Annotated in this window: 23 protein-coding genes; 15 read left to right on the forward strand and 8 right to left on the reverse strand. The window is 50.4% G+C overall.

Annotation, left to right across the window (positions count from 1 at the left end):
* The first annotated feature begins 10 nt into the window (after positions 1-10).
* Entirely contained in the window at positions 11-1,246 is a 1,236-nt protein-coding gene (locus K6T23_RS04405) for an MFS transporter (RefSeq protein ID WP_238283681.1), read from the forward strand.
* Positions 1,247-1,273: 27 nt separating this feature from the next.
* Here the strand turns inward: K6T23_RS04405 and K6T23_RS22160 are convergent, their stop codons facing one another.
* Entirely contained in the window at positions 1,274-1,408 is a 135-nt protein-coding gene (locus tag K6T23_RS22160; RefSeq protein ID WP_258523323.1) for a hypothetical protein, read from the reverse strand.
* A 298-nt stretch (positions 1,409-1,706) separates the two neighbouring features.
* Between K6T23_RS22160 and K6T23_RS04410 the strand changes: the two genes are divergently transcribed.
* The 13 genes from K6T23_RS04410 (at position 1,707) to K6T23_RS04470 (ending at position 14,502) form a co-directional block, all read left to right on the forward strand.
* Positions 1,707-2,678, forward strand: a complete 972-nt coding sequence (locus K6T23_RS04410) for a DNA/RNA non-specific endonuclease (RefSeq protein WP_238283682.1) — start codon at positions 1,707-1,709, stop codon at positions 2,676-2,678.
* Between the two features lie 352 nt (positions 2,679-3,030).
* Positions 3,031-4,788, forward strand: coding sequence for a sensor histidine kinase (locus K6T23_RS04415; protein ID WP_238283683.1), 1,758 nt, complete (start codon positions 3,031-3,033; stop codon positions 4,786-4,788).
* Positions 4,789-4,861: 73 nt separating this feature from the next.
* Positions 4,862-5,548 carry a response regulator transcription factor gene (locus tag K6T23_RS04420; protein WP_238283684.1) on the forward strand — a complete coding sequence of 229 codons (687 nt, stop codon included), beginning with the start codon at positions 4,862-4,864 and terminating at the stop codon, positions 5,546-5,548.
* Positions 5,541-5,687: a teichoic acid D-Ala incorporation-associated protein DltX gene (locus K6T23_RS04425; RefSeq protein WP_048013815.1), complete on the forward strand. Its 147-nt coding sequence runs from the start codon at positions 5,541-5,543 to the stop codon at positions 5,685-5,687. Before K6T23_RS04420 ends, K6T23_RS04425 begins: the two co-directional genes overlap by 8 nt.
* Before the next feature lie 21 nt (positions 5,688-5,708).
* The gene (gene dltA / locus K6T23_RS04430) at positions 5,709-7,214 is read left to right on the forward strand and encodes a D-alanine--poly(phosphoribitol) ligase subunit DltA (RefSeq protein WP_238283685.1); all 1,506 of its coding nucleotides are present in this window, start codon (positions 5,709-5,711) and stop codon (positions 7,212-7,214) included.
* Positions 7,211-8,368: a D-alanyl-lipoteichoic acid biosynthesis protein DltB gene (dltB, locus tag K6T23_RS04435; protein WP_238283686.1), complete on the forward strand. Its 1,158-nt coding sequence runs from the start codon at positions 7,211-7,213 to the stop codon at positions 8,366-8,368. The genes dltA and dltB overlap by 4 nt, the downstream gene beginning before the upstream one ends.
* Positions 8,369-8,382: 14 nt before the next feature.
* Complete coding sequence (gene dltC, locus K6T23_RS04440; RefSeq protein ID WP_053428508.1) at positions 8,383-8,619, forward strand: D-alanine--poly(phosphoribitol) ligase subunit 2; 237 nt, start codon at positions 8,383-8,385, stop codon at positions 8,617-8,619.
* Positions 8,616-9,803, forward strand: coding sequence for a D-alanyl-lipoteichoic acid biosynthesis protein DltD (gene dltD / locus K6T23_RS04445; RefSeq protein WP_238283687.1), 1,188 nt, complete (start codon positions 8,616-8,618; stop codon positions 9,801-9,803). Before dltC ends, dltD begins: the two co-directional genes overlap by 4 nt.
* Before the next feature lie 160 nt (positions 9,804-9,963).
* A complete protein-coding gene (locus K6T23_RS04450) occupies positions 9,964-10,815 on the forward strand; it encodes a metallophosphoesterase family protein (protein WP_238283688.1) in 852 nt (283 codons plus the stop codon).
* Positions 10,816-10,902: 87 nt separating this feature from the next.
* A complete protein-coding gene (locus tag K6T23_RS04455) occupies positions 10,903-11,145 on the forward strand; it encodes a DUF2798 domain-containing protein (protein WP_079514948.1) in 243 nt (80 codons plus the stop codon).
* 67 nt (positions 11,146-11,212) lie between these two features.
* Positions 11,213-11,764, forward strand: coding sequence for an SF0329 family protein (locus tag K6T23_RS04460; RefSeq protein WP_238283689.1), 552 nt, complete (start codon positions 11,213-11,215; stop codon positions 11,762-11,764).
* A 305-nt stretch (positions 11,765-12,069) separates the two neighbouring features.
* Positions 12,070-13,440 (forward strand): hemolysin family protein, encoded by a 1,371-nt coding sequence (locus K6T23_RS04465; protein ID WP_238283690.1) that lies wholly within the window; start codon positions 12,070-12,072, stop codon positions 13,438-13,440.
* On the forward strand, positions 13,441-14,502 hold the full coding sequence (locus tag K6T23_RS04470) for a hemolysin family protein (RefSeq protein WP_238283691.1): 1,062 nt from the start codon (positions 13,441-13,443) through the stop codon (positions 14,500-14,502). It abuts the gene before it with no gap.
* Between the two features lie 60 nt (positions 14,503-14,562).
* Here K6T23_RS04470 and K6T23_RS04475 read toward each other — a convergent pair whose 3' ends face one another.
* Complete coding sequence (locus K6T23_RS04475; protein WP_056533534.1) at positions 14,563-14,931, reverse strand: hypothetical protein; 369 nt, start codon at positions 14,929-14,931, stop codon at positions 14,563-14,565.
* 208 nt (positions 14,932-15,139) lie between these two features.
* Between K6T23_RS04475 and K6T23_RS04480 the strand changes: the two genes are divergently transcribed.
* Positions 15,140-15,364: a hypothetical protein gene (locus K6T23_RS04480; protein WP_238283692.1), complete on the forward strand. Its 225-nt coding sequence runs from the start codon at positions 15,140-15,142 to the stop codon at positions 15,362-15,364.
* 48 nt (positions 15,365-15,412) lie between these two features.
* Here K6T23_RS04480 and K6T23_RS04485 read toward each other — a convergent pair whose 3' ends face one another.
* From K6T23_RS04485 to K6T23_RS04510, 6 genes are all read right to left on the reverse strand, one after another.
* On the reverse strand, positions 15,413-16,219 hold the full coding sequence (locus tag K6T23_RS04485) for a hypothetical protein (RefSeq protein ID WP_238283693.1): 807 nt from the start codon (positions 16,217-16,219) through the stop codon (positions 15,413-15,415).
* A 2-nt stretch (positions 16,220-16,221) separates the two neighbouring features.
* Positions 16,222-16,653: a PH domain-containing protein gene (locus K6T23_RS04490; protein ID WP_238283694.1), complete on the reverse strand. Its 432-nt coding sequence runs from the start codon at positions 16,651-16,653 to the stop codon at positions 16,222-16,224.
* A gap of 70 nt (positions 16,654-16,723) precedes the next feature.
* The gene (locus K6T23_RS04495) at positions 16,724-17,215 is read right to left on the reverse strand and encodes a hypothetical protein (RefSeq protein WP_238283695.1); all 492 of its coding nucleotides are present in this window, start codon (positions 17,213-17,215) and stop codon (positions 16,724-16,726) included.
* Positions 17,193-17,510: a DUF3784 domain-containing protein gene (locus K6T23_RS04500; RefSeq protein WP_056533542.1), complete on the reverse strand. Its 318-nt coding sequence runs from the start codon at positions 17,508-17,510 to the stop codon at positions 17,193-17,195. The genes K6T23_RS04495 and K6T23_RS04500 overlap by 23 nt, the downstream gene beginning before the upstream one ends.
* Before the next feature lie 157 nt (positions 17,511-17,667).
* Positions 17,668-18,690, reverse strand: coding sequence for a DUF4179 domain-containing protein (locus K6T23_RS04505; RefSeq protein WP_238283696.1), 1,023 nt, complete (start codon positions 18,688-18,690; stop codon positions 17,668-17,670).
* Positions 18,683-19,216, reverse strand: coding sequence for a sigma-70 family RNA polymerase sigma factor (locus tag K6T23_RS04510; RefSeq protein WP_238283697.1), 534 nt, complete (start codon positions 19,214-19,216; stop codon positions 18,683-18,685). The genes K6T23_RS04505 and K6T23_RS04510 overlap by 8 nt, the downstream gene beginning before the upstream one ends.
* Positions 19,217-19,276: the final 60 nt, after the last annotated feature.

Genomic DNA, 19,276 nt, shown 5'->3' on the forward strand with positions numbered 1-19,276 from the left:
GGGGTGCAATGTGAACCAATCGCTGACTAAACAACAAATTCAAGCCTGGAGGATGTCGATCTACTTTATTTTTGCCCTTCCTGGTTTATCCATGGCCACATGGGTATCAAGGACACCTGAGATCCGGCATACACTCGGCGCAACGACGGCCGAACTTGGATGGATTATTTTCGGTATGTCTGTTGGGGCCATCATCGGTTTGACGTGTGCAAGTCATCTTATTGCTAAGAAAGGGGCTCGGTTCTCCATGGTTACAGGAGTAGCCATCAGTGCAATCGGGCTCCTGACCGTCAGTCTGGGTGTTTCTGTTCTCACCCAAAGCAGCCTCGTCTTCCTCGGACTTGGGATCTTCGGATTTGGCAATGGGATCTGTAATGTGGCGATGAACGTTGAGGGGACAGCGGTCGAAGGAGCCACCCAAAAGTCTCTCCTGACTGGGTTTCATGCCGCATTTAGTGTCGGAACGTTGGTTGGGGCCATCATTGGATCTGCAGCGATTAAAAGCAGCATTCCTGTACCAGTGCATCTACCAGGAATCGCTTTCCTCACAGTGGCGGTGATGGGTAGTTTATCCAAGTATGTACCAATTGGTACAGGGAAAGAGGATCGTAGCCAACCCAACGCTGTACCGATGGGGTTCAAGGAAAGAATGGCCATTTGGAAGGAACCTAGGACGTTGCTGATCAGTTTGATAGTACTTGGCATGGCTTTTGCAGAAGGTTCGGCAAATGACTGGCTCCCCATCCTTATGGTGGATGGCTATGATGTAAGTCCTGCCACGGGCTCCTTTGCGTTTGGCCTATTCGTAGGAGCGATGACAATCGGGAGGATGGTCGGAGGCCGCGTATTGGATCGCTGGGGCAGGGTATTCGTTCTGAGAGTGTCTTCTTTGCTGGCCATTGCAGGTTTACTGATTGTCATCTTCGGAGGAAATGTACCAATTGCCATGATCGGAATTGTGATGTGGGGACTAGGTGCTGCATTCGGCTTCCCGGTAGGGTTATCGGCTGCTGGTGATGATCCGCGGGGAGTGGCGGTCAGGGTCAGTGCAGTGGCCTCAGCGGGATATTTTGCCTTCCTGGTCGGACCACCGTTCTTGGGGTTTCTCGGTGAGAAGATCGGATTACTCCATGCCCTATTTGTGGTGTTGGTGACCGTTACCATTGCGGGAATGTTGGCGCATGCTGCCAAACCTCCGGGAAGGGATGACTTGATGCGAAAGCAGGATTCTCTTTGTGAAAAGTGAGGATAGAATGAGACTCATGGAAACAGATTACGAGATCCTTTTCTTCAGTTCATCAAGCTCTTCCCTAAGCTGCTGATTTTCTTTTTTGATAGTTGATACTTCTGAAACCATGAATGCTACTGCGCTTACTGTAGATAATAAGATAATATCAAAAACACCCATGCCGATCCTCTCCTTTATGATTATTCGATTCAGGGGATATGATAACAGATATTGGTAATTGGTTCAATGGGTTTTAAGAGCTGTAGAAGATCGAATTTCAGAAAAAGTCGGTTCCCTGTCATCAGGAAATCGACTTTTTTTATACCTTCACATTGTCACGTGCACTTCTATATAAAGAAGGGGAAAGGGACCATAAGTTGGAAAACGTCAAGGTTTAGACACAAACAGCAGGGCGAATAACGGTAAATAAGTAGTATTCTAGTATCGTTTGAGAGAATTGTATAAAAGGGGAATGGAAATGAAGAAAGCAGCATGCTTACTGATTTCACTAGTCATAATGACGCTTGCGGCCTGTGCACCGGAGCAAGATCAATCGTCAGCAAAAGAGGATACGAAACAAGTAAGCGAACAGAAAGCAGATGAAAGCAAAAAAGACAACGCTAAAAATGAAGTGCCTGAAGCAAAGGAATCCAAGGATGAACCAGAAAAACGTGCCAGCGAGCCTGCCACCACGGCTTCTGCTACAAGCATCAAAGGGGACATTGACTACAGCGACTATAAACTGATCGAAGTGGATGGCGGGGACCGGTCCGGTGATCGTGAGCCCAATGTCCGTGTGGATATCGGATTCGGTGACAGGGAATACTGGGCGTTCACGAATGAGTACGGTCAGCTGATTCGGGTAGAGGCGAAGAAAATCATTCTTCAGGATGATAAAACGGAGCCGGTCAAGTCGTCGGGCAGGTATTATTACGATGAAGCCAATGTTCCAGGTACGGAGCGTTCCTACCTCGACCAGGGGCATGTGATCGCCGACTCACTGGGCGGAGTGTCCAATGCCTATAACATCACCCCGCAGGACAGCACTCTCAATCGTCACGGAGATCAAGCCTACATGGAAAAGGTGATCCGAGATGCCGGAGGAGTGACGGACTTTGTCGCCAAAATCAGCTATCCTGATACCGAAACGCAAATTCCTGATCATTACACGTATACATACATTATGAAGGGACGGACCGTGACGGATGACTTCGATAACGTGAACCCGGATGACGTAAATGCACGTGCAGAAGCCGAGCCTGAAGCGGCTCCGGAGGCTCCCGCAACTCAGGAGACTACTCACGATATCAGTAAGGTGGATACGGATCACAACGGCAGGGTGACGATCGCAGAGGCAAAAGCGGCCGGATTCAAGATGCCGATCACAAGTGATTCATGGCTCTATGAATATATGGATGACCGCGATGGTGATGGAATGGTCGGGGAATAAAGAAGAATGACAGGTTAACCGATATATTCGGTTGGCCTTTTTTAATGTGGAAACACAAAAAGCCCCCTTTGCATAAACAAAGGGGTGAAAAGGGGGTCAATGACAAATTGTCTCCTCCATCATACAATGGCTGAGATTGATTTACAACTTTAAAGTGGCAAAGTTCTGAATATTTATTATAAATCATTTATATTTTTACATATTGGAAGTATATGACACCATCTGGATTCTCCCTCCCAATTGTAGTAAGATTAACTGCATTTCGGTTGCGGGCGATTCTAGCCTACACACAAAGAACATATGAGACTCGTATACTTGCAAAAACATCATCATCAGCTACACGGGAGGTTTTATGAAGCGTAAAGGAATTACATTGAAACTATTTCTACTGACGGTTGTCGTGTTCATGTGCTTTTACGGCATGATCATTTTGGCGCATATGCTCTTTTTTCAGGATTTTTATCAGAAGTACAAGATCAAGGGTGTGGAGTCCGCACTGGAGAGGTTCTCGGAGCATTATGTGAATGAGGATTGGGGCTCGCATAGGGCGTCACGGGAAGCCGTGAAGTTCATGTCGGAGAATAAGAGTCAGCTGACCATCGTGGACACGGATGGGGATTTGACGTTGAATGACCCGTATCATATCACGCTGAAACAAAAAGACGGGACGCTTGTGGTCGTGTCGCTGTCGTTCTTCATGAATACATATGGGCAGGAATTGAAGGCGGCTGCAATCGACAAAGGGAGCACGTTGACGGTGTGGGGAGCACTGGATCAGGAACAAAAGGATGCTCCTACGGTGATGTATCCCTTCCAGATTACCCAAAAGGGTTACCCGTCGATCGGGGAGGACGTGGATGCCTCCTATGCGGATAAGGTGACGGGGGAAGTGGTGGAACGGGTCCTGCCCCGGTCGAAGGCGTGGAACACCCAGCAGGGTCTGCTATTCGATGCGTTGAATGAATTATTCCCTTTGAAGCCGGCGCAGGAAAAGAAGGTCAAGGACATGAAGCTTCAGAAGATCGATTGGACGGAGCCGTGGAGCGGGACGCATAACATGGTCATCATCGATCCGGTGAAAACGAAAGCAGGGGAGACCGAATACCTCGTGTCCGTGACGTCCCTGCAGGAAGTACAGGACACGAACAATGCCCTGCAGCTCTTCTACTTGTATCTGGGGATCGGCGGGCTCTTCCTCATTATCATTCTATCGTTCTTCTTCTCGCGGTTGGTCAGCAAACCCCTGATCAAGCTGGACAAGATGGCGAAGCGGATGGTCAAACTGGATTTCACTGTCGATTCCCCCGTCCGTCAGAAAGATGAGATCGGGAATCTGTCCAACAGCATGCTGCTCATGGCGAGGAATCTCGATCAGGCGTTGAAGGAGCTCGAGGAGAAGAACGTCCAGCTCCTTGCCGATATGGAGCAGAAGAATGAGATGGAGAAGGTCCAACAGGACTTCTTCGCGAATGCCTCCCATGAGCTGAAGACGCCCCTCAGCATCATCAAGAGTTTTGCGGAGGGACTGAAGGATGGCATAGGGTCGAACAAGCAGGATCATTATTTCGAGGTCATCGTCGAAGAGGCGGAGAAGATGGAGGGGCTGCTGACGGACATGCTCGACCTGGCCAAATTGGAGGCAAGGACCATCAAGCTGCGGAAGACTTCCTTCCTATTGAGTGACCTGATCGATAAAGCTTCGAATAAATTGGTCTATTCCCTGAAGGAAAAAGATCTCGACGTCGTCATCGGCTCCACCAAGGAGCTGCCGATCGTGGCCGATTATGGCTGGATGGAGAAGGTGATGCTGAACTTCCTGGTGAATTCCATCCGCCATGCGGAGAAGGGAAGCACCATCTCCATTGATATAGAGAGCGATGACCACGACACGACCTTCATCCTCCGGAACAGGGGCGACAACATCCCTGAAGACACGCTCGATCATATCTGGAAGCGGTTCTACCGTGGGGAGCTGTCACGCAGCCGCCAAACGGGCGGGACGGGACTCGGGCTGTCGATCGCACAGCAGATCCTCGATATGCACCACTGTGAGTACAGGGTAGAGAACCTCGAGGATGGAGTCCAATTTACTATACTATTTACAAATTAAAGGCAAAAGGACACACAAAAGACATACGACCCTTTTACACTAATCGAAGAATCAGGCTGGAGGAACGAAGAAAATGGGTAAAACAGTTTTGCTTGTGGAAGATGAAGCGAGGATCAGAGAGATCATTTCGGACTATTTCATCCAGGATGGCTGGGAGGTCCACGAAGCAGAGGATGGCGATGAGGCGCTGGAGATGCTGGATTCCATCTCTCCGGACCTCCTCATCCTGGACGTGATGATGCCGAAGGTGAATGGATTCGAGGTGTGCCGCCGTGTACGCCTCAAGTCGGGTGTCCCCATCATCCTGCTGACCGCGAAGGGGGCCGACAGTGACAAAATTCACGGATTTGAGCTCGGGGCGGATGAGTACGTGACGAAGCCTTTCAGTCCGCGGGTACTGGTGGCACGGGCGAATTCCCTCATGAAGCGGGTGAAGGAAAGCTATCTGCCGAACGGCCATATGATCGGATTCGGTTCTGCACTCCTGAATACGCTGGCACGCCGTCTGGAAGTGGACGGGGCCGAAGTGGACCTCACGCCGAAAGAATATGATCTCCTGCTCTTGCTCATCGAGAACAAGAACATTGTGCTATCCAGGGATACGATCCTCGACCGGGTGTGGGGCATGGACTTCGACGGAGACAGCCGTGTCGTCGACACCCACGTCCGGAAGCTGAGGAGCAAGCTCGGGACGGAATCCCACTATATCCGCACCGTCATCCGGACGGGATACAAATTCGAAGGAGACAAGCATGGATAAATTAAGCCGTTTCTACCAACGGATCGCCGTGAGATGGGTCGTGCACACGACATTCTACTTGGCGATCCTGCTAATCTTATTCTTTTTATACAGCTTCCACAGTGCCAATACCGGAAGCTATATTTACAATGATTTTTAACGTGGAGAAGGGAATCGAACTATGGACTTTTTGTTAGACATTCAAGAGCATGCAACACAATCACCGGAACAGCAGGCCTTCACAGCGAATGGGCAGGCACTATCGTACGGGGAGCTTTGGGAACGATCCGATCAACTCGCTTCTTATCTACTGGACGCCTATATCCTTCCGCGTCAGACCCCGATCGTCGTCTACGGACATATGGAGCCGGGTATGCCCGTCGCCTTCCTGGGAAGCGTCAAGGCAGGTTTCCCGTACATTCCCATTGACACTTCCATCCCGGATGAGCGGGTCCGGTCCATCATCGAGAACTCGGGCGCCGGACTGATCATCAACGTGTCGGATCAACCCATCCCGTTTGCCACCGTTCCCGTACTGGCATTGGACGCGTTCGATTGGAACGAAGCGACGAGCGTGACGCCCGGGACGTGGGTCAAAGACGATGAAGTGTATTACATCATCTACACATCAGGGAGCACAGGGAATCCAAAAGGGGTCCAGATCACGGGCGGCAACCTGCAGAGCTTCGTGGACTGGTTGAAGGGTGACTTCCCGATCGGGGAGCGCAAAGTCTTCCTCAATCAGGCACCGTTCTCCTTCGACCTCTCCGTCATGGACCTGTATCCTGCGCTCGTGACGGGCGGGACCCTATTTGCCCTCCCGAAATCTTGCGTCGACAAGCCGAAAGTGATGTTTGAAACTCTTGAAGCATCCGGCGTCCAGGTGTGGACCTCGACCCCTTCGTTCATGCAGATGTGCCTGATGGACCCAGGGTTCGATGAAGCGAAGATGCCAAACGTCGAGCTTTTCCAGTTCTGCGGGGAAACCCTGCCGGTATCGGTGGCGAAGGAGCTCCGCACACGTTTCCCGAAGGCCGTCATCTTTAATACATATGGGCCGACGGAAGCAACGGTCGCCGTCACCTCGGTCGAGATCACGGACCGTATTCTGGCTGATCACGGATCGCTGCCGGTCGGGTACAGTAAATCCGATACCCGAATCCTCATCCTGAATGAACAAGGAGAGCCTGTAGCGGACGGGGGAGCAGGGGAAATCATCATCGCCGGTCCGAGCGTGAGCAAGGGATACCTCGGTGCGCCCCATCTGACGGAGAAGTCGTTCTTTTCGTATCAGGGAACGTGGGCTTATCGCACAGGCGATGCCGGTTATGCCCGTGAAGGCTGCATCTTCTACCAGGGACGTCTCGATTTCCAGATCAAGCTGCACGGATACCGCATGGAGCTTGAGGAAATCGAATTCCAGATCAATCAGTGTCCATACGTGCAATCGACGGTCGTCCTCCCTCACCAGAATGGGGAAAAGATCGATTATCTCGTGGCCACGATTATCCCGGGGGATCATCCATTCGAGAAGGAGCATCACCTTACGTCGTTCATCCGCAAGGAGCTACAGAAGACGCTGCCTTCTTATATGGTCCCGCGTAAGTTCATCTACAAAGGGAGCCTGCCGATCACGACGAATGGGAAACTCGACCGCAAGCGCATCAAGGATGAGGTTCTTGCATGACAGTATATGGCTCGTTTCTATTCTTCATCATCATCGGAATCCTGCTGTTGCCGACGATCATCCTCGGCCTCAGGGGGAAGAGCTTCCGTGTCTATAACCTGATCATCTCGGTGGTCATCCTGTCCCTGATCTTCTCGGGGGAGGCGAGAGGGTTCGCGACCTTGATCGCCTTCACCGTGTTCCAGGTGCTCTTGATCAAAGGGTATATGGCGTACCGCTCGAAGCGGAATGCAGGAGGCGTCTTCTATCTCATGGTGGCGCTATCCCTCCTGCCCCTGATCCTATCCAAGGTGCTTCCGTTTCTAGCCTTCGATAACTGGGCCACATTCCTCGGGATCTCTTACCTGACGTTCAAAGCCGTCCAGGTGGTCATCGAAATCCGGGACGGCCTGATCAAGGAGCAGCCGCCGGTCTACCGGATCGCCTATTTCATGCTGTTCTACCCATCGCTCTCCTCGGGACCGATCGACCGGTACCGGAGATTCGAGAAAGATGAGGGGACTGTATGGGATGCGAAGGACTATCAATCCCTTCTGTACTCGGGATTACATAAGATTTTCATTGGGTTCCTCTATAAGTTCATCATCGGATATGCGATCAATACCTATTTCATCATGAATCTGCCGTATATGACGTCGAACAAGATCCTGTATAACCTGCTCTATATGTACGGCTACAGCATGTACCTGTTCTTCGATTTCGCCGGGTATACGGCGTTTGCCGTCGGGATCAGCTACATGATGGGCATCCGGACCCCGGAGAACTTCAACAAGCCGTTCCTGAGCCGGAACATCAAGGATTTCTGGAACCGGTGGCATATGACCCTGTCCTTCTGGTTCAGGGATTATGTGTTCATGCGCTTCATGTTCCTCATGAAGAAGAAGCGCTGGATCAAGAACAAGATGCTGCTGTCGAATCTCGGCTACATCCTGCTGTTCACCCTCATGGGGGTGTGGCATGGCCTTGCGATCCAGTACATCGTCTACGGACTCTATCATGCGGCCGTCATGGTCAGCTATAACTTTTTCGAGAAATGGAACAAGAAGCATAAGAAGTGGCCGGCGAACCGGTTCACGACCGTCGTATCCATTGTGATCACCTTCCATGTGATCTGCTTCGGATTCTATCTATTCTCAGGACAACCATTCCACTAGGAGGAAATACGAATATGAATTTTGAACAAGAAGTGTTAGACATACTTGCAGAGGTTTGCCAGGAGGAGTCGGTAAAAGAAACCCCGGATATGGACCTGTTTGAAGAGGGTCTGCTCGATTCATTCGGCACCGTGGAAATGCTCGTCGAATTCGAAGACAGGCTCGGGATCCTCGTCCCGATCACGGAGTTTGACCGTGACGTATGGAACACGCCAAATGCGATCATCAAGCAGCTGAAGAATCTGAAATGAAGAAAAAGCGACACGTCTTCGGCCCGATGATCCTCGCATTCGTGCTGTTCATCGGCATGCTATCGGTCCCGAATAAGTGGCTCGTGAAGCTGATGCCAGGCGGCCGGCTCGATGAGGCAGCGAATTCCCTGAACTCGAACATGTTTGCCGGGACCTTCATGCAGGATGAGATGCTTGAGGACCCTACATATCTACCGATCTATGGATCTTCCGAATTCTCGCGATGGGACCGGTACCACCCCTCGAACTATTTCAAGGTGAATGATGCCGGCTTCAAGCCGTTCCTCGTCGGAAAAGGGGGCACCACCTCCATCATCCACGCCATCAACCTGGCGAGTCACGCCAATCAGCTCCAACAGAAGCAGATGGTGATCATCGTCTCGCCTCAATGGTTCGTGAAGAACGGGACCGATGAAAATCACTTCGCCCCGAACTATTCAGCCCTGCAGGCCATGGACCTCCCGTCCAATTCCATCATCGATGAAGACACGAAAACGAAGCTGATGAAGCGGATGATGTCCTACAATACGGTGAAGAACGATACGCTCGTGTATGAACTGTACGATGCATATCTTCATGATAAAACCGCTACATACCGCGGGCTGTCAGCCGCGTCGAACCTGTACGGCAAGGTGCTGGAGAAAAAGGATCTGTACTATTCCTTGTTCACGATTTCATCGGCCCAGCGCAATGCCTCGAACAAGGTCGAAGGTCAATCGTGGGAATCCCTCATGAAGATGGCCGACCGTACAGGTGAGCGCCACACGCAACACAGCCGGTTCAACATCGACGACAAGGTATACAAAAAGCAAGCCCGTGAGATCGCGGCCAAAAAAGGCAAGAACAAGGATCACTCCTACGGGGTATCCAAGGAGTATGATGACTTCCAACTGCTCATGGACGTATTGAAACAATCGAAAGCCGAACCGCTCTTCGTCATCCTGCCCGTAAACGGCGAGTACTACGATTACACAGGCTTCCCGAAGAAGGGGAGAGACGACTACTACAAGCGGATCACCGCGCAAATTGTAGATAATGGCTTCGCGTATACAGACTACTCCGATCACGAATATGACCCGTATTTCCTGAAGGATACGATCCACATTGCGTGGAAGGGGTGGGTGTATCTGGACCGGGATATCGATTCGTTTGTGAAGACGGGGAAGGCGTTTGAGGAAGAGTAGGGAATGAGGGAAAGGCAGCCGGTGGATTGGCTGCCTTTTTCGTTAGATTCGCGGTGAACTTACTTCTTTTTCTATTTTCTCCAGTCCCCGCATGCAACGAAACATGCTAAACTGGTAGAATATGCAATCTATTACCGTTCCATCCCAAGGAGAGACATACATGAAGCATAAAATTGCCCTGCTGGCCGATGTCCATGGAAATGCAACAGCGTTAAAAGCAGTGATCGACGACTCGATTGTAGAAGGTGTTACGGATTATTGGTTTCTAGGGGACTTGATCATGCCGGGACCGGGAACGAATGACCTGTTTGAGATGTTGGAGGGCGTAGGTGCATCTGTCTATGTGAGGGGGAACTGGGAAGATAGTTTCCTTGATGTCCTGAAGAAGGAAGTGGACCTTCACCATCCTACCGATCTCTATGTTTCAAAGCTTGCACACTACCAGTGTGAGAACCTAAAACCAGCGTATATAGAACGGATTAGGAATCTGCCGTTGCACCTGACGAAGCAAGTGAATCACTTGTCGATCAGCATCAGCCATCACCTTCCCACGAAAAGTCACGGAGGGGATCTGTGGCCGACGAGTGATCAGAAGAACTTTGATGAATTGGTCAAAGAAGGGGTTGATGTTGCGGTGTATGCTCACACTCATCACCAGCTCCTCCGCTATAGCAGCGAAGATCAGCTGATTATCAACCCAGGAAGCATCGGTCAGCCATTCTATAAGTGGGATTCGTTCGGGAATGATCGGCGCGCTCAATATGCCATTCTTGAAATCGACGACACAGGTGTTGCCGATGTAAGGTTCAGAAAAGTGAGCTATGACGCAAGACAGGAACTGGAGAACGCCCGGCAGTCGAACCTGCCTTTCATGGAACTATACGAAGAAATGCTCGAGACCGGCAAAACGTATACCCACGACAGGGAACGATTGCAAGCATTAATCACAAAATACGGCTATGATGAGGACGTCTCGGCCTTCTTTGAAAGGTTGGGAACCCGCGGGGAATGACCCAATTGGGCATCCCCTGCATCTTTGACGACTGTTCTCATTTATGATACCATCAGACAGTTATCAAATGTAAAAAGGAAGTAGCCTATGAAAATTCATTCCAAGTATAGAAGAGTCATTACGGCATTTGTAACGGCTCTATGTATGTCGATTTTTATTTCATTCATGCTGGTGTCCATCAATTTCGGATATGACAGTCATTTTATTCTGACGTGGTTAAGAATGTGGTCTGAAGCATTTGCGTGCGCGTTCTTCGGAGCGTACTTCTTTCCGAAGTTCATTCAGTTCTTGATCAGTAAGATCCACTTTTTTGAGAATACCATCGATTGATAGCCGGTCCCGTTTTCTTTTAGGGATCGGTTTTTTAAAATTATCTACATTGGGAAAGGAGGCTCCTATGCCTTCCTTGATTTGGAGCAAAACAAAGAAGCGCCTCATGAATCTGATCTGTGAAGCGCTGCAATCCAGGATCGACTTCCACGTGATTTCATACCGAAAGGCGCATGACCACATGGGGCGTGCCGTCATGACGGTGGATAAGGAGGAAGTGTTCAGCATGTGTTCAATTACGTCTATGCGAGAAGAGTACTACCGGGAAGAAGAAATCCGAGGGAAGCGGAACGAGGATGAAAGGGATGTGAAGACCAACCTGGAAATCCAGGCACTTGCCCATGAGCAGTTGCGGCATGAAGGGATCTACGCCCGATATGATTTTTTCTCGGTGGTGGATGACTATATCCAATCCCCGATCAGTGAGCTTTTGAAGTCGGATGATGTATTGGTTAAAGCACTAACTATGCTGGACCGCCGGATGGGGAAAAGGACGCTCTGCAGATGGAAGGACTTCATCCAAGAAGAGCACCCACTGGTTCAACGGCTATATATGTTACGCTGTGAAGTGGAAAACATCCAGATCAAACATTCCGGTGAGACAGAACTTCCTTACTAAAGGACGTTCTTTTTTTATGGAGAAAAAAGGGTCGTAAGATTATCCTTGTGCCCCCATTCAAACCATCGTATAATAATTCTAACTATAACCGTCACGTGACAGTTTGGAGGGAGTTCCCTTGGGGTCGAGAAGCTGAAGTATACGTTGTGGGCCTTTGAAGCTCATGGATTAATCGGAAGAAGCGTTCATCATGATCGGCTCCGGGGGAAAAGCGGTACGTCCTGCTTCACACCCCATGGACCGGACATGATGATGCGCTAACAGACATCATTTCGTGGAGGTGAATCCCTCACCAGGGGGATGAATTGGACATATATATCATATCGAATATCGTGTTATTACTTGTATTGCTTGGATTGACGGCGTTCTTCGTCGGAGCGGAGTTCGCGGTGGTGAAAATCCGTTCGTCGAGGATCGACCAGCTGATCGCCGAGGGGAATAAGAAGGCGGTCGTCGCGAAGAAGGTCGTGCAGGATCTCGATTACTACCTGTCTGCGTGCCAGCTTGGAATCACGGTGACGGCACTCGGCCTCGGGGCATTCTCGAAGCCGTTCGTCAAAGAATTGTTGGGGCCTGTGTTCAACTGGCTCAGCGTATCGGACGGAGTCGCTTCCGTCATTTCATACGGGATTTCCCTTGCCGTCGTCACCTATTTGCATGTGGTGATCGGGGAGATGGCACCGAAGACCCTCGCCATCGAATTCTCTGAGAAGGCGACCATGCTTCTCGCCGCGCCGCTATACTGGTTCGGGAAGGTGATGTATCCGTTCATCCAGGTGCTGAACGGTACGTCCCGGTTGTTCCTGAAGATGTTCGGGGTGCCGGCAGCGAATCACGAGCAGGTATACTCGGAAGAAGAGCTGAAGATCATCATGGCCCAGAGTTTCCAGGGCGGGGAGATCGACCAGACCGAGCTGAAGTATATGGAGAACGTGTTCTCCTTCGATGAACGGGTGGCCAAGGACATCATGGTGCCGAGGACCGATCTCGTCACGATCGACCAAGACATGAAACCGGCGGACATCATCGCCCTCATGGATGAGCACAATTACACGCGCTATCCCGTCGTGGAAAACGGCGATAAAGATAAGATCCTCGGAATCGTGAATGCGAAAAAACTGCTTAATCATATCGTGACCGGACGGGACATCGTCCTGGAAGACTTCATCCGCGACGTGCCACATGTGGTGGAGGTGACGCGGATCAAGGAGATCTTCAAGCGGATGCAGAAGGACCGTGTCCACATGACCGTGGTCATGGATGAATACGGCGGAACCGCCGGGATCCTGACGATGGAGGACGTTCTGGAGGAACTCGTCGGGGAGATCCGCGATGAATTCGATGCGGACGAAGTTGCCGATATCCGCAAGAGCGGGGAAGAAGACTACCTCATCAGCGGGCGCGTGCTCCTCGATGAGCTCGAAGACCGCTTCGGCCTGACATTCGAAGACCGGGATGACATCGATACGATCGCCGGCTGGATCCAGTCCCAGAGCTTCGATGGGCTGGAGGAAGGGCAGCGCATCACCCAGGGCACACACGCCTGGACGGTGACCGAGCTCGATAACTATCAAATCAAGCAAATCCTGTTTCAACCGGATAAAGGGGAAAGGGAAGATGACTCCCAGCCCCTCATGAATTCACTGGAGGTGAACCCCTCAGGAAGGGGGAGCTAATTGGACGGTATGATTACACTTAATCTATTTTTGATCGTCGTATTCATCTTATTGACGGCATTCTTCGTCGGGGCGGAATTCGCCATCCTGAAAGTGAGGATGTCGAGGATCGACCAGCTTATCGCCGAAGGCAACAAGAAAGCCAAAATCGCCAAGAAGGTCGTGGAAGGACTGGATTACTACCTGTCTGCGTGCCAGCTCGGGATCACGATCACGGCCCTCGTACTCGGGGCTTTGGGTGAGCCGACGGTCCAGAAGATCCTCGAGCCCGTGTTCATTGAATTGAACGTTCCGGCCACCATGATCACCGTGCTCTCGTACGCCATCGCGCTATCGGTCGTGTCACTGCTTCACGTCGTGATCGGCGAGCTCGCACCAAAGACCCTTGCGATCCAGTACGCAGAGAAGATGACGCTCCTCCTGGCGCCGCCGCTCTACTGGTTCGGCAAAGTCACGAGTCCGTTCATCACCGTATTGAACGGATCGGCCCGCTTGCTCCTGAAGACATTCGGGGTACGGCCGTCGGGGCATGACACGGCCCACTCCGAGGAAGAGCTCAAGCTCATCGTCGCCCAGAGCTATGAAGGCGGCGCAATCAACCGGACGGAACTTGACTACCTGAAGAACATCTTCGCCTTCGATGAGCGCGAGCTGAAGGACATCATGATCCCGGCAAGCGGCATGATCACCCTCGAGAGGCATCAGTCCCTCGACAGCATGATCACCGTCATCGATCGCTACGAATACACGCGCTACCCGGTCCACGACCGCACCAAAGGCGACGCCGGCCAGTTCATCGGCTTCATCAACACGAAGGAAATGATGACCGCCATCGCCGCCGGACGAAAAGGGGATATCAAGGACTACATCCACGACATCCCCCGCTTCAAACAGACCGCGTCGATCAAGGAAGTATTCCTCAAGATGCAGCAATCCCGCACCCACATGGCCGTCGTCACAGACAGCACCGGCAAGCCGGTCGGCCTTGTGACCATGGAGGATATCCTGACAGAGATCGTTGGGGAGATCCGTGATGAGGTGGATGGGGTTGTGGGGACGTAATAGGATTGTTTTTGAAAAAGGGAAACCCCCATCTTCGGTTTGCGAGGATGGGGGTTTTTCCTATTTGATGCCCAGATTTTCTATATAATCATTTGTTTCAAAGATCTTCTCATCTCGATCGAAGATGTCATAACGATCTTCTTCCGGAATATAGTCATAGTCTCCTTGCTCATTCCGTTGATACAAGGCCTCAGCACCCACGTCCGGCTCTGGGTCATAATAGAGCATCAGATACTGCCCCTTTCCATATACAGCAATCCCCGTGTTCTCCCTTTTCAACCGGAACTCACCGGCGATCCGGTCCTTTTCGAGGGCAAGTACCTGCTTGATGGCTGGGTCATATTGTGCTTTTTTCCTTTCTACTGAACGTTGGCATCCAGACAGGAGAACCATCATGATCACGATGAGAATTATCCATCTCCTTTTCATTCCCTCATCCCCTTTTATCCATTTTATAAGGTTCTTCCAATAAACACCATCACTATGTTACCCTGATGATACATGGAATTTGATGAAGAGGAGGGTATGGATGAAGAAGAATCAGATTGGTTAACTGGTCGCTTTCAGCGTTCTTTTCGGGTATTTCATCAGCGGAATCATCGGGTCGTATGCATGGCTCATCCCGGTTGCACTCCTGATGTTCCTGGTGTCTTACGGAGCCAATCGCGCAATGGACAGCCGAGGGGTTTCTGCGATTTCCAGGGTCGTTGGGGTGAATGCCATCCTGATCACGGCGACAGTGGGGTGTGTCGTGTGGGTGGACGATGTGTTTGCAGGTATCGGAATGGCCCTTGGGACGGCTGTGGTGTTGACGGCTAGTGTTATCGGCCTTGCTACGAGGGAAGCTGGGGACGTATCTTGAATATCGTTAAAAACGCATGTAGGGAATGGACCTACATGCGTTTTTGACTTATTCTTCTTTATACTGCCGGACAAACTCTTCAAACTTGTTAGCATAATTCTGAATCCTCGCATCATCCTTCCCAGAAGACAAGAAAGGCTTCCGTTTCCCGCAGATCAGGACGTCCTTTTCTGAGCGGTTCTCAAATTGTATGTAGGGCTTCAACGCGTAGCCTTCGACGTGTGGGAGCTTAGCCACCAGCCACGCAAGCTGCTCCGTTGTGTAGTGGTTGGTCGGTGAATTCAGGACTTCTAGATCCGGCATCGTGGTAAACACCGATACATCCTCATCTTTGATTTTCTTGCCTGAAAAGGTGAATTCCTTCAAGCGAGAGCCCTCCAACGGCTTCAGGTCATCCAGCACACTCGCCGGCCAGACGGCATCACCGAAGTGGAGCCGCTCCAAGGCAGGGGCTTTCTGGATCCCGTCAAGTGAATGCAGCCTGGTGAAGTCGCTGATGGAAAGACCTTTTAGAGCATGATTCCCCGTCATATCCCACATCTTTGTAATCCGCTGATTATGGAAATACCCGATGAATTCCACATCCTTCAAGGTGGAAAGACTGGACCAGTCCTCCACGAGCTTATTTTTCCAGAATTGAATAGCCTTGAATTTGTGGGCATGATGTTGGACGAAGTAGTCGAATGTATCCTGTTTTAAGCCGGAGATCATAACTCTTTCCACGCCTTCCCATTCATCTATGAGATCAATCTCCTTCCGTGTGATATTGCCTCCGGTGATGTCGCTATTTTTCTGCTCGACACTTTTGTAGAGATCGGTGGAATGACAAAGTCTATAAAACTCTTCCGTATTCATCGTTAAATCCTCCTTAAACTAGTAAGCTGTTCACACCGCTCGGACAAGACCTTGATGAACGCATCTCGATCCTTGGGTGAAATCAGCACCATATCGTAGGTATTGTACGAAATCTCAAGCCTTTTGAGGGAAAGGGCAGGGCTCGATAAGGGGTTGCTCGTTTTCTTGACGGAGGTGATCCTGTCTAAAGGAACTCTCTTTTTGAACGGACCATATCGGATGATCAAATGGGTATCGCTCAACAGGTAGTAAGTGGTAAGGCACCCCCATAATATAAACAGGGGAAGAAGCACGCAAGAAAGTAGTAGAAACATCACTTCCCAATAGGAAGAAGATTCATAGAAGATAGCATAAAGGCCGATTCCGATGGTGCCGAGCATGATTCCCCAGATGAGGATGGCGAGCCACAGGTCTACTTTTGATGGGTATTTCAAGGGCAGGTCCTCCTTGTGATGGTTAGGGTTAGTAACGTTCAACTTGTAGTGAAGGGGGGAGGTAGTCAATCTACTTTTTAAGTGGCAGCCTCGGCTCTTCGTCTTGATAAATGGAATAACTTGCTCCTTCAATCTCCATTTTTGAGCATTGGTCATCGCTGCATGAGAATAAATGGGTTTCTTTATCCGTGCGCACACTAATCATCATATTGTAGGGGAATCTGCCCCCTTTATTTTTGTCAATTCCCCTCTCGATGGCAATGACCTTTTCTTCTTTAGCTAAATCCTTGTACTCTTCGCTTTCGACTGTCTTTTGAACCATCTCCCCAAGAATGATTGCTTCTTCGGGGGTCGGCTCGTATGGACGATCAAACAAAAGCCATTTTCCCCCTATGTACAGGTTTACTCCTACACTTACAATCAGTAAGGTTAGAACAATCTTAGTTTTCATCTGTATCCTCCGATTGATTTCTGTTTTTGTCCCTATAAATATTATATGGATTATAACCTTGGCTTCTGAATTACTCTCTGATAGAAAACTAGGAACCACTACTTTTTGCATTCAATGACTGTGAATAAAACGCCAACATAACGACCCCCACTGTGAGCCATATGCCGAATATGGCTTCGGCATAAGAGCCGATGATTGCTAATGCAAAAGGCAGGAGGACGGTCAGGACCCCGCTTACCAAGCAGAAGATGCCGTAGGCCCTGGCGAGTCGATCCTTGTCTCCCTTGAACTTCTTTTCATCATATCCGGCGATGAAGGTGAGGTCTTTTTTGTACCAGATTAGATAGGCGGATCCGAATAAGAACAAGCTTGCAAACAAACAGCCAACAAGTGTGCCCCACAACATATCATCGCCTCCTTGCTTTATTTACGTCGGGAATGAATGAGAAGTTTCATTTATGGGTGATAAAGAGGGAGATGATTCCAATTTGGGTCCGAGGTATGTAGCAAGAACGACAGAAAGCCGGGTTCCGTTGGAATAGAATCCGGCTTTTTTTCTTTCATTAGTTTTGGTGTTTAAGATTTTTTAAAGGAATGAGCAGTTCCAGCTCATCGAGTTTCAAACCATACACATCCTGATTTTGTTCACTAGGCATCAGCGTAAGGGACGCCGGCACCTCATCCATCGGAGGCAACGTCAGCACCATATGATGGCCATTTGTCCCGTCGGCCATGCCGGTTTGGAGCTTCATGCCACCATAGACGCGGCCTTGGTCGTCGACGACGGAGTATTCAAACCATGGCCAGCGGTCGTTTTCATCCAGTTCTGCAGGGTAGTCGACGGAGAGGTCGATCCGGGTTGAGAGTGGAGAGAAGGTCACGTTGTCTGCAGTGATTGCATACATCCCGTCGTCGGTTTTTGCTGTGACATCAGGGGTGATGGACGTGACGTCACGCTTGATTTTCTCAAGGGGGAACGCCACATTCCACTGACCCTCATAGCCAAATAGGTTGTCTCCTTGGACTTGGATTTCAATTTCATCACCATACCCATCCAAGTTGGAGAGGGTATACTGGTGGTGCTCGATGATGGTGTTCGGGTTTATATCATCTTGCCCCGTTGAGCCGATGGCCGGTTTGATGGGCTGGCCGTTGATGGTGATTTCCTGCCGCCCGGCTTTTTCTTCTTTCAGCGTCACGCCTTTTGCGCCGGTGTACACGACCGTTACGATGAGGCGATTGCCGTCATAAGCGGCTTCTTTTACCGTCATGGTGAGCCCGTTGTGGCTGTCCTGTTTGTCGATCGTCGTTGCCAGCTGATTCTTCTCGATTTTATCTGACGCAATGTCCCTGAAATCCTTGTAGATCGGACTGAGGATAGGGATGCTCGACAATGCTTCCGCCATGCCCGTCGATACAAACCCCGAGCCGAGGAGGGAAAGGCATACGCCGCACGCCACCATGAGGGAGCGCATCGTTGTCTTTCTCACGTTCCTTTTTCGCTTCGCTTGCATTATCGCTTCCTTTTCCCTTGCCACAAGCTTTTCAACGGGTACAGATATGTTTTCGAATAGATCCTTATTCATACAGATAGCCCTCCTTTAATATCGGTCTCAGCTGTTTCTTCGCCCGGTTCAGATGTGACTTCACCGTTCCTTCCGGGGACTTCATAAGTACTGCGATTTCCTTTGTGGTCAGGTCATGGTAGTACCTCAGTAGAACAATTGTTTTTGCCGTGGGGTTCAGCGAGGTAAAGGCCTCCGTGAGGTCCATGGAATGCAGGTTCGAATCGGCATTCTCGGATGAGAGGAGCCCGGCAAAGACATTTTCATCATCGGTCGTGAAATGGCGGGACTCCTTCCGGATGAAATCAATCGCCTTGAAAACGAGGATCTTCGTGATCCAGCTTGAAAACCGTTCGGGCTTCTTCAACGTGTGGATGGAGGTGAAAGCAGTATAGATCGTCTCCTGGTAGATGTCCAGGGCGTCCTGCTCATTCCGGACGTATACATACGCCGTCCGGTACAGCTTTTCCCTGACTGAACCGATGAGCAGCTCAAACGATTCTTCATCGCCCTTTTTGGCCTTTTTCACTAGTGATGCGATATCCATGTGCGTTCTCCTTTCTATTACGTTATATAGTCGATTGAGCAGGGGGGAATGGTTGCAAGG

Origin of the sequence: Rossellomorea marisflavi (assembly GCF_022170785.1) — a bacterium.
GTDB classification, from domain to species: domain Bacteria; phylum Bacillota; class Bacilli; order Bacillales; family Bacillaceae_B; genus Rossellomorea; species Rossellomorea marisflavi_B.

What these genes read in the sequence shown, in the direction of transcription:
- K6T23_RS22160 (WP_258523323.1), bottom strand. Translation starts at nt 1,408, where the DNA reads ATGGGTGTTTTTGATATTATCTTATTATCTACAGTAAGCGCAGTAGCA.
- K6T23_RS04410 (WP_238283682.1), top strand. Translation starts at nt 1,707, where the DNA reads ATGAAGAAAGCAGCATGCTTACTGATTTCACTAGTCATAATGACGCTT.
- K6T23_RS04415 (WP_238283683.1), top strand. Translation starts at nt 3,031, where the DNA reads ATGAAGCGTAAAGGAATTACATTGAAACTATTTCTACTGACGGTTGTC.
- K6T23_RS04420 (WP_238283684.1), top strand. Translation starts at nt 4,862, where the DNA reads ATGGGTAAAACAGTTTTGCTTGTGGAAGATGAAGCGAGGATCAGAGAG.
- K6T23_RS04425 (WP_048013815.1), top strand. Translation starts at nt 5,541, where the DNA reads ATGGATAAATTAAGCCGTTTCTACCAACGGATCGCCGTGAGATGGGTC.
- dltA (WP_238283685.1), top strand. Translation starts at nt 5,709, where the DNA reads ATGGACTTTTTGTTAGACATTCAAGAGCATGCAACACAATCACCGGAA.
- dltB (WP_238283686.1), top strand. Translation starts at nt 7,211, where the DNA reads ATGACAGTATATGGCTCGTTTCTATTCTTCATCATCATCGGAATCCTG.
- dltC (WP_053428508.1), top strand. Translation starts at nt 8,383, where the DNA reads ATGAATTTTGAACAAGAAGTGTTAGACATACTTGCAGAGGTTTGCCAG.
- dltD (WP_238283687.1), top strand. Translation starts at nt 8,616, where the DNA reads ATGAAGAAAAAGCGACACGTCTTCGGCCCGATGATCCTCGCATTCGTG.
- K6T23_RS04450 (WP_238283688.1), top strand. Translation starts at nt 9,964, where the DNA reads ATGAAGCATAAAATTGCCCTGCTGGCCGATGTCCATGGAAATGCAACA.
- K6T23_RS04455 (WP_079514948.1), top strand. Translation starts at nt 10,903, where the DNA reads ATGAAAATTCATTCCAAGTATAGAAGAGTCATTACGGCATTTGTAACG.
- K6T23_RS04460 (WP_238283689.1), top strand. Translation starts at nt 11,213, where the DNA reads ATGCCTTCCTTGATTTGGAGCAAAACAAAGAAGCGCCTCATGAATCTG.
- K6T23_RS04475 (WP_056533534.1), bottom strand. Translation starts at nt 14,931, where the DNA reads ATGAAAAGGAGATGGATAATTCTCATCGTGATCATGATGGTTCTCCTG.
- K6T23_RS04480 (WP_238283692.1), top strand. Translation starts at nt 15,140, where the DNA reads ATGTTCCTGGTGTCTTACGGAGCCAATCGCGCAATGGACAGCCGAGGG.
- K6T23_RS04485 (WP_238283693.1), bottom strand. Translation starts at nt 16,219, where the DNA reads ATGAATACGGAAGAGTTTTATAGACTTTGTCATTCCACCGATCTCTAC.
- K6T23_RS04495 (WP_238283695.1), bottom strand. Translation starts at nt 17,215, where the DNA reads ATGCAAAAAGTAGTGGTTCCTAGTTTTCTATCAGAGAGTAATTCAGAA.
- K6T23_RS04500 (WP_056533542.1), bottom strand. Translation starts at nt 17,510, where the DNA reads ATGTTGTGGGGCACACTTGTTGGCTGTTTGTTTGCAAGCTTGTTCTTA.
- K6T23_RS04505 (WP_238283696.1), bottom strand. Translation starts at nt 18,690, where the DNA reads ATGAATAAGGATCTATTCGAAAACATATCTGTACCCGTTGAAAAGCTT.
- K6T23_RS04510 (WP_238283697.1), bottom strand. Translation starts at nt 19,216, where the DNA reads ATGGATATCGCATCACTAGTGAAAAAGGCCAAAAAGGGCGATGAAGAA.